The organism is Chroococcidiopsis sp., assembly GCF_051657925.1.
Taxonomy (GTDB): Bacteria; Cyanobacteriota; Cyanobacteriia; order Cyanobacteriales; family Chroococcidiopsidaceae; genus Chroococcidiopsis.
The window spans coordinates 1-8,659 of record NZ_JBOFLP010000135.1; the positions used below are offsets into that span (position 1 = coordinate 1).

The following is an 8,659-nucleotide window of genomic DNA, read 5'->3' on the forward strand; positions in this document are numbered from 1 at the left end:
AGGTGGAACGTTTGTAGAGAGGGCAAGGGCGATCGCCACTGCACCCAATCCGCCGACGACGATCGCCCCTTCGTTACCGATGATGACCAATCCCAAGCGTGCGGGTAAAGCCGTACATAGAGAACTCAACATTAAGGGCGCGGCACGGATCAGGGCATTTTGGAAAGACTGCCACCTACCAAACGCTGCTTGATAAATTGCCCCATACACCGCGATCGGATTTGCCCCGACTGCGGCACAAAATATTCCAAATAGCAACAAAGAAAAGAGAATGGCAGCGAGGGGAATGCAGACGGATTCCAACTTGCCCCGCCATGTATGAGTGTTCATAACTAACTCGCGACTCTACCGATTACGCCTTCTGCTAACCAATTCATCTTTTCTAGTTCGATCGCTGTCTGGGTGAAATCTTTGTTAGGCACGACAACTTTTCCCGTATTGTCTTTCAATCCTGCCCGATAGATCGTCATGTTGCCTGCCATGAATTTTTCCTTCATGGCATCTGCGTCTTTCTTTGCCTCGGCACTCACCACCGCACCATAGGGCGACATCTTTAAGAATCCATCCTTCAAGCCACCCCGTACCAAGTGCGGAATGCCACCATTCATCAAGGTTTTGCCCGCCCGAATCATCTCTGCATAGCTGGAGTAAACCTGCGCCCAGTTCCACTCTGCCCCCGTCAAATAACCTTTAGGTGCTAGCTTGGCTTGGTTGGCGTGATAGCCGCTACAGAAAATTCCCCTTCTTTCTGCGGTTTCCATCACCACTTTCGGGCTGTCTACATGACAAGTAATCACATCAATATCTTGGTCTGCCATGCTATTAGCTGCTTCTGCTTCCTTCACGGGTAACGCCCAATCACCTGTAAAGACGACTTGAGTGGTAATTTTGGGGTTGATACTCCGCGCCCCCAAGTTAAAGCTGTTGATGTTACGCAAAACTTGCGGGATCGGTTTAGCTGCTATAAAGCCGAGTTTACCAGTTTTAGAAGTGTGGGCGGCGACGATTCCCGCTACGTACTGGGCTTCGTCGATGTAGCCGAAATAGCTACCGACATTTTTGGGATGTTTGCCGTCTTGATACAGTCCGCCACAGTGGAAAAATTGGACTTCTGGGTATTCCTGCGCGATTTTAAGAATGTGAGGATCGAAGTAACCGAAGGAAGTAGGAAAGAGTACCGTTGCGCCTTCCTCTTCAATCATATTCCGCATCGTCTCTTCTACAGCGGTTGTCTCTGGGACGTTCGCTTCTTCGACAGATTTCAACCATGTCAGTTTTGCCAATCCCTGTTTTCCTTCTGCATGGGCTTGGTTATAGCCGAAGTCGTCTTTGGGACCGACATAGATAAATCCCATCACGATTGGCTTGTCTTCTGCGTTGGAAGAGGCTTGAGTTTGGCTAGCTGGCGTGCATCCAGTGCCGAATTTAGTGGCAGCACCAAATGCTGTAGTTGCTAAAATGCCGCGAATTACCTGACGGCGATTTAATGGAAAAGGTTTATCTATACTCACTTCATTCAACTCCTCGGCACAAACTCACACTTAGCCGCAAATCTCACAGTCACAGGCGGCTATGAAGGCAATGCATCGTTCGATATAAGCCAACTGTAAGCAGGAAACACAAAGGTGAATGTGTAATAGTTAACAATTTTGCAAAGGAGCGCGAACTACGTACATCTGAGAAGTTAAGCGTACGTAAAAATCAGCTGCGAACGCATGACAAGTCAATCCAACTTTATTTCTTTACCTTTATCCATAACGTAAATCCGATCGCTGTCATCACTCCCACAGGTATTTCTTGAGGTTTGAGCAAGACACGCGCTGCTACATCCGCAACTAGGATTAAAGTTGCGCCCACAATGGCACAGTAAGGTAATATCCAACGATAATCGGTGGGAATATAAAATCTGACGATGTGGGGAACGACTAAGCCAATAAAACCAATCGGTTCTGCCAGGGCGACCGAACTTCCTGCTAGTAAAACTACGCCGATTGCCGTCATAATTTTTACCCAAGCTGTCTGTTGACTAGAGCGCTGCTATCTAAGAAGTAGGCGGTCACATTGGACCCCGTTCTTCAATAATGATTTCGGAGAGCGGCTTGCCTCCTGATGTCTCCAGTCTTTGAGTCAGTTCGCGCCACGCTTCTTCTGAGACTGGCTCAACATCGTCGCGATGGGGGGGAGGAGTGACCAGTCCCGCTGCCACTAGGGATTGAATTACCTGTTCGGCTTCATCCTCTGTTTCTTCCGTCAAAACTTGAAGCCGCACAGTTTGCCCATCAGTTAGGGACAAATGATTTTGGGGGCGTAGCACCCCGTTAGAGTAGACGGCAGTAATAATTTCTGACATAGGGGAGCGCACTTTTCGGCGAAGCGTTGTCATGAGGATCTTTTTAACTTGAGCGTAACTTTTGTAAAAGTTGCTGCCAGTCCTGGGGAAACCACTGCCCCGACTATTGGTGACTCTTCAAGGGTAGCCAATAATTATAGCCCAAAGTGCTTAAGTAGCTACAAGCATAAGCAAAAATCCTCGAAAAATTTCCCCCCTGACTTTGGGGTAAGGCGGAAGAAGTAACCTGCCCGCCGTGCGTTACCGCAGCCTGAAGATTGCCTCTTTACTCGGCTTGTGTGCCATCAGAGGTTTTCGTTGGGGTATCAACTCGCCTTTGATTCAGTAGATCGGTGTCTAGGTCGAGAAAATTATAAATGTCGGGACTGTGGACGACAATTTGTGCTTGACCCGCAATGGCAGGTGTTGAGCCAAGAGCAAAAAGGATCGATCGATCGATTGTTGCTCGAGCGGATCTCGCTTGCTGGAATTGCGTGAGTGCTGCAACTGTCCGAGGACTGCGTTCAACGCTACGTCAACCGCAAAGCCCACCAAGTGTCGCGACAGGTGGAAGTGACCCAGAAGCCAAAAAAGCGCCTCACGGTGCAGATGGATGAGTTGTGGTCGTTTGTGGATGACAAAGGCAACGAACAATGGGTGTGGCTTGCGTTGGATGCAGTAACACGAGAGATCGTGGGATTGCATATTGGCGACCGTTCTGGCAATTCTGCTCAAGCACTGTGGCAATCGTTGCCACCAATCTATCGTCATTCAAATATTATGCAACTATTTGGTTGCATGACCGATCGTTGTCACGACGAGTCGTCGTCGCTGCCGTCGTATTTTTCCCTCTGCTTCTAACTGCTGGAGAACTCTAGTTACCGTCACTCGGCTCGTACCCAGCGTCTGAGCCAACTGTTGATGGGTGAGTGGCAGCTCAAGCGTCTGCCCTTTGTCAACATTCCGACCGAATTTTTGACTCAACCACACGAGTAGCTGCCACAATTTTTGAGATAGAGGATTAATATGAACGATGCTCAGTAGTTCTTCAGTTTGCTGCTGGTGGTGAACGATCGCATCTGTTAATTGCACCCACTGATTGCGGTTCCAGCGACTGACTTCTACATTTGTTAGACAGTGGATTTCGTAGGGCTGCACTCGTGAAAGTGCATGTCCTACAACATCTCCCGCTCCCCAGTAGCCCAAGCAAACCAACTCACCCTCTTGGCTCCAAGTAATGCTGCGGGCAACCCCGGATTCAATTTGCCATAAAACTTCTTGATTTTCTGGTAAGCGATCGCGGCGTTGAAACTGTAATTTAGTTGGGAGAGTCGCTGGAGATATCGTTACATCATTTCGGTCGCGACAAATAGGCTGGACATAGCTCATCACTTTACACCAATAAACCACTAATGCAAGTTACTAGAAATAGCATTCATTTATTCTCAAACAAGGCAAGCAACTTAATTTGCTGACTACAGGCTAAATTCACAACAAAAGCTACTGTAAATTCAGTATTTCAAACCGCGTTTGTTATTAAAAAAAATCTTTCTTAATAGAAAAGAATCTCAAATCCAGAACTTTTCTGAACTTTACTAGATTGACAAATGATGGCACTAACACTGAATTGACAAGATTTAAATTTGACCGGAGTATAGATGTGATAGCACCAGAAATCATACTTAACTCTCTCTGCTAACCTCAGCCAGCCTGAAAAGGAGATAAGGCAGCATGATGCAACAGTCTCAGTTATTTAAGTTGTGGCTCAACAATAAGTTTTTTCTATAACCTGTGTTCTTTCGAGCAAAATTGCGATAAAAAAGCTGTCAGCATATATTTCTAGTATTAGTGATTTGAGGAGAGTTGGGTTGATAACTATCGGGTTGAATCTGACTGAAAAAATAAGATTAGAAGCTGCCATGCTCGCGATCGGCTCGTCATTTATATTACGATGAATCCCAAAAATTTGAATGAGTGTGGAAAACCTATTTTAATATTCAAAAATCAAAACTTCAAGTGACATCAAAACTAAGGCTCCTTTTGAATTCATGATTTTTCTGGAGGATAAATGCACCAAAATTTTTCTAGTAATTCAGAAGAAAAAATTACTCTACCACTCATTCATACACTTGATAAAACCGAACTGACTTTCAGTCATGCTTTTTTTCAAACCGCTCAAACTTTATATAGTTATCTACAAGATATTCAGCTTTTAAGTGCCTCAACTTTCAACATATCTAACGAGCCTTACACTATAGCTATAGTCAGTCTATTTTCTAAAATGATTCAAAGCTATTACTCTTATGTTCTACTGGAGACACACCGCGAACGTGTTAGCAGTCAAGTTTTAATTGAACATTTATATTCAGCAGCGATTACGCTCGTATATTTATTAGAGAACTCAGAAAATCATATTTTTGACGAATATGTTTCTGGTTCTATTGGGCAAGCTTATATTTTATTACAGAAAATAGAAACACAATTACAACCGGTTTCTAATAATTTAGAGTTGGCGCTGCTGTGTGAATGGTTGAAGACTTTTATGTCTAAATCGGAACTACTAGCAACTAATTGCCAGCTTCCCAACTTAACAGCAGATTTGTGGAACTTAGAAACATTTGATCTGACTAATCAACGTGCAGCATCAATGGGATTAGATTTTCTCAGCAATCCAGCGCGGCAAATGGTACACAAGATTACACCGGGTAGCTGGCTAGATGTTCGGATCAATTACTTCAATGCTATTCGTAGTCGGCAATCAGAGCTAAAGAAAATTGATTTTCAACAGTTGCGTGATGCCAGCCATTTATGCTTACACGCAACTAAAATATTTTTAGAGGAAGTTGATTGTTTGGCTAACAACAAAGCTGAAGTTCAACGAAAAAAGCAAAGCTTAAGTAGATTCTTTGAATGGTTTTATCAGGCTCACCAAGTATACAGTTGCCATAATGATGTTTCTCTAGAGCTAAATTAATATCGATCGCCCCTGCTTGAACGGAGATCGGATAACTTCTGTGTAGATATGAGTTGCGATAATAAGTCTCATGGAAAAATTACTCAAGTAGACATCGCTATTATTTTTCGGCTCGAATTGGGTAGCGTGGCAATATGGATGAGATGGAACAAACAGATGCTCATGACTCCTCATCGGCAACAAAACATCATTGATTAGGAGTAAGACTGTGACAGCACATATCCTCCTAGTTGAAGATGAAGTCAAACTGGCTCGATTCTTGGAACTGGAATTGAGCAGCGAAGGTTATTGCGTCAGCGTGGCGCACGATGGTATGGCAGGACTGACTTTGGCACGAGAGTCAGCTTTCGATCTGGCAATTCTGGATTGGATGCTACCAGGGTTAACCGGAGTGGAACTATGTCGTCGTCTGCGTGCTACTGGCAACAAGCTCCCCGTGATTTTATTAACGGCAAGAGATGAGGTAGGCGATCGCGTTGCTGGATTAGATGCTGGTGCTGATGACTACGTAGTTAAACCATTCAGCATTGAGGAATTACTTGCCCGAATTCGCGCCCATCTGCGCCGTACCAGCGAACCAGACTTAGATTTGATGCAATTTGAGGATTTAAGCTTGAATCGTCGAACTCGCGAAGTATTGCGCGGTCAACGGGCAATTGAGCTAACTGTCAAAGAATTCGATCTACTAGAATACCTCCTCAGCCATCCGCGCCAGGTATTTACCAGAGACCAAATTTTAGAAAAGGTTTGGGGTTATGACTTTGTAGGCGATTCCAACGTGATTGAAGTTTATATTCGCTACCTGCGCCTGAAACTGGAAGAAAACAACGAAAAGCGTTTGCTCCACACCGTGCGGGGTGTCGGCTATGTATTGCGAGAGTAATATCAAAAAACCATCTGCATCAGCGATTTCTATTGGGGGGAGCCGAGCTTTCCCTATCCAAAATCTCTATGTTGTTGATGGTAGCTTTTTCCCTTCCAGTGCAGCAGTAAATCCAACATTAACGATCGTTGCTAATGCTCTACGAGTGGGCGATTATTTGTTGAAACAGTTGATGTAGGTTAATTTTGTAACTCATTTTTCTAGGACAAGCTGAAAGCGTAGCGAGTCCTAGAGAGATGTCTGCTTGCTAGCAGTGCTGGAAGTCCGAAGTGGTGCATAGCCAAAATTAGAACTAGCAACGCGCAGATATTTCCAACAAATAAAACATGACAAATAAAACATGACAAAAAGAAATAGGATTTCTGCGATCGAGCGAGTTTTGCTATAACGACGGATACTTAACCGGAGATACTCTTACTAGCATTTAGCAGCTATACAGGTAAACTAATTGTAAATACGCTACCTTCGCCTAATTTTGAGCGCAACGTGACGCTACCGCCCATTCCCTCTACTAAAGTTTTGACAATCGGCAATCCTAAACCAGAACCTCCAGTAGTGCGAGTACGGGCTTCATCGACGCGGTAAAAACGCTCGAAGATCCGAGATTGGTGTTGCAAGGGAATCCCATAGCCGCGATCGCAAACTTGAATAATTGCTGTTGCTGGTTGAGTGTCTAGTTTCACTTGAATAGACGTATCTGGCTCAGAATATTTAATTGCATTATCAATTAAATTGAGCAACACTTGCTTGAGACGATCGTAGTCTGCTTTCACAACGATGGGATAAGTTTCTGTCTCAATTGCGATCGCGCGATCGCTGTACTGACGTGCCATCCCCACCACTTCCGCTACTAGATCGTTGAGTATAAAAGAATCGATCCGAAACTGCAAATAACCGCTATCTGCCCTTGCTAAATCGAGTAAATCTTGTAAGAGGCGGATGGTACGTTCTGCTTCAGATGCAGCAGTTTCTATAGCTTCTTGCTGAGTTTCTGTTAAGTTATGCTGTCGTCGCAATACGCTTTGCAAGTATCCATGCACGATTGTCAGTGGCGTGCGCAACTCATGGGAAACATTGCTGACAAATTCCCGTTCTCGTTCCCAAGCTTGAGAGAGGCGAGATAATAACATATTGAATGTTTGCGCCAGTTCCTTCACTTCGCTAGGTGCGCGTTCGAGATTCAATCGCGATCGCCCTAAATCTTCAGCCGAAATTAACTGCGTCATTTGGCTTAATTGGCGCAGAGGTTGGAGCGATCGCTTCAGGTAGAAAGCGATCGCTACTGTCACTGCCAGCAGTACTCCTATACTGATAATGCCCAAATTCCCGACCATTGCCAAAAACATCTGCCGATCGCGCGAAATGTCTCTTGCCACGAACAGTTGACCGATTGCTCTCCCTCGGACTTGCAATGAGCTGCCACGTAACACAAAGTAGCGTCCGTTAACTTCGGAGACTTGGGCTTGAGACGGCATTTGTGTTAGGGACATTAAAGCAGCAGCCGTACTTCGATCGTTCTGCATCTTGAGACTGACAGACTTAGCTGTAATTTTCCCATCGGGATGCTTTACCCATAGAAGGGTATCAGCAGTCGTCAGGTTATTAATTGCTTTGCTTAATCCGGTTTCTACTGGCAACATTTCACTGTAGAGTTCTACATCGTGCGGTAGGCGTTCAGCTATGTATTCAATTCCCTGTTTGTGGCTGTTAATCAGGATGCGCTGCATTTGCCATCCCGTCCAGATAGCAATGCTACCCAACCCTACCGAAGAAACAGTTGCAATGCCAATTGTTAAACGCGATCGCAATGAAAACGGATCGAGCCGCCATACTTCAGGAAATGTTCTCTGTCCTCCTCTCCCCATCCCCTTCGGGGACGGGGACTCCGAGTCCCCCCTGCTTGCCTGCATAATTCTATTCTGCTCCTCACAGGCGAGATGCCTGCGCTACCTTTAGTGCCTTCTCTACTTGGCTCTGTGAAGTTTTGGCTGGACAGGTCTGATTCACGAAGTCGCATTGCTCAATGTAATGTTTCTGCCAAGCCCAAAGGAATTTCTAGCAAGTCGCGCGTCCCAGTTAGTCCTTGTCCCACAAATAGTAAGAGGACGGTAGAAAAAGCCAATATTCCCGCTCAGATAGAAGAGAATAAGATTTTGCAGGTAATCGAGCAGGAAATGGGGCTGAGGATAAAGAGCGATCGCGTAAAACCCTGGGTCGAATTAGAGAACAAGAAATTGCGCTTTGCTAAGTCCTGAATTATTTAAAGTGGTTCTTCAGCTAACTTAACCATCTTCATATATGCCAAATTTTCCTCGCATTTCCATCATTTTTTTTATTTCAGTGTTACTAGTTTTGATGGTTTCCTGTGCCATACGTTTGATTTCAGGATTTGGAGATTGAAGTGCTGACTCTGCTGCTTCAACCATTTTCATCCGAAGCATAATCATCTCATCAATGAAACGCCTAGATCTTG

Annotated in this window: 8 protein-coding genes and 4 pseudogenes; 5 read left to right on the forward strand and 7 right to left on the reverse strand. The window is 44.9% G+C overall.

Annotated features, from left to right (window positions below):
- The 4 genes and pseudogenes from ACRC32_RS10395 to ACRC32_RS10410 form a co-directional block, all read right to left on the reverse strand.
- A pseudogene (locus tag ACRC32_RS10395) lies at window positions 1–330 on the reverse strand (ABC transporter permease); the annotation flags it as partial.
- 2 nt (window positions 331–332) lie between these two features.
- Complete coding sequence (locus ACRC32_RS10400; RefSeq protein WP_438553891.1) at window positions 333–1,511, reverse strand: BMP family ABC transporter substrate-binding protein; 1,179 nt, start codon at window positions 1,509–1,511, stop codon at window positions 333–335.
- 223 nt (window positions 1,512–1,734) lie between these two features.
- Window positions 1,735–2,025, reverse strand: a pseudogene (locus tag ACRC32_RS10405) (iron chelate uptake ABC transporter family permease subunit); the annotation flags it as partial.
- Between the two features lie 31 nt (window positions 2,026–2,056).
- Window positions 2,057–2,383: an antitoxin AF2212-like protein gene (locus ACRC32_RS10410; protein WP_438553892.1), complete on the reverse strand. Its 327-nt coding sequence runs from the start codon at window positions 2,381–2,383 to the stop codon at window positions 2,057–2,059.
- Between the two features lie 264 nt (window positions 2,384–2,647).
- Here ACRC32_RS10410 and ACRC32_RS10415 point away from each other — a divergent pair.
- Window positions 2,648–3,112, forward strand: a pseudogene (locus tag ACRC32_RS10415) (IS1 family transposase); the annotation flags it as partial.
- A 3-nt stretch (window positions 3,113–3,115) separates the two neighbouring features.
- Here the strand turns inward: ACRC32_RS10415 and ACRC32_RS10420 are convergent.
- On the reverse strand, window positions 3,116–3,718 hold the full coding sequence (locus ACRC32_RS10420) for a Crp/Fnr family transcriptional regulator (protein ID WP_438553893.1): 603 nt from the start codon (window positions 3,716–3,718) through the stop codon (window positions 3,116–3,118).
- Between the two features lie 679 nt (window positions 3,719–4,397).
- Here ACRC32_RS10420 and ACRC32_RS10425 point away from each other — a divergent pair.
- From ACRC32_RS10425 to ACRC32_RS10435, 3 genes and pseudogenes are all read left to right on the forward strand, one after another.
- The gene (locus tag ACRC32_RS10425) at window positions 4,398–5,303 is read left to right on the forward strand and encodes a hypothetical protein (RefSeq protein ID WP_438553894.1); all 906 of its coding nucleotides are present in this window, start codon (window positions 4,398–4,400) and stop codon (window positions 5,301–5,303) included.
- A 208-nt stretch (window positions 5,304–5,511) separates the two neighbouring features.
- Entirely contained in the window at window positions 5,512–6,186 is a 675-nt protein-coding gene (locus tag ACRC32_RS10430) for a response regulator transcription factor (protein ID WP_438553895.1), read from the forward strand.
- 52 nt (window positions 6,187–6,238) lie between these two features.
- Window positions 6,239–6,364 (forward strand): annotated as a pseudogene (locus ACRC32_RS10435) (GMC oxidoreductase); the annotation flags it as partial.
- 253 nt (window positions 6,365–6,617) lie between these two features.
- Here the strand turns inward: ACRC32_RS10435 and ACRC32_RS10440 are convergent.
- The gene (locus tag ACRC32_RS10440; RefSeq protein ID WP_438553897.1) at window positions 6,618–8,051 is read right to left on the reverse strand and encodes a sensor histidine kinase; all 1,434 of its coding nucleotides are present in this window, start codon (window positions 8,049–8,051) and stop codon (window positions 6,618–6,620) included.
- Between the two features lie 72 nt (window positions 8,052–8,123).
- Between ACRC32_RS10440 and ACRC32_RS10445 the strand changes: the two genes are divergently transcribed.
- Window positions 8,124–8,441 carry a hypothetical protein gene (locus ACRC32_RS10445; protein ID WP_438553898.1) on the forward strand — a complete coding sequence of 106 codons (318 nt, stop codon included), beginning with the start codon at window positions 8,124–8,126 and terminating at the stop codon, window positions 8,439–8,441.
- Between the two features lie 27 nt (window positions 8,442–8,468).
- On the opposite strand, the gene ACRC32_RS10450 is transcribed toward ACRC32_RS10445, so the two are convergent.
- Window positions 8,469–8,659, reverse strand: a 191-nt coding sequence (locus tag ACRC32_RS10450) for a hypothetical protein (protein WP_438553896.1), incomplete at its 5' end; no start/stop codon positions are given.

Coding starts and splice junctions, on each gene's coding strand:
- ACRC32_RS10410 (WP_438553892.1), bottom strand. CDS start 2,383: ATGACAACGCTTCGCCGAAAAGTGCGCTCCCCTATGTCAGAAATTATT.
- ACRC32_RS10425 (WP_438553894.1), top strand. CDS start 4,398: ATGCACCAAAATTTTTCTAGTAATTCAGAAGAAAAAATTACTCTACCA.
- ACRC32_RS10445 (WP_438553898.1), top strand. CDS start 8,124: ATGCCTGCGCTACCTTTAGTGCCTTCTCTACTTGGCTCTGTGAAGTTT.
- ACRC32_RS10440 (WP_438553897.1), bottom strand. CDS start 8,051: ATGGGGAGAGGAGGACAGAGAACATTTCCTGAAGTATGGCGGCTCGAT.
- ACRC32_RS10420 (WP_438553893.1), bottom strand. CDS start 3,718: ATGAGCTATGTCCAGCCTATTTGTCGCGACCGAAATGATGTAACGATA.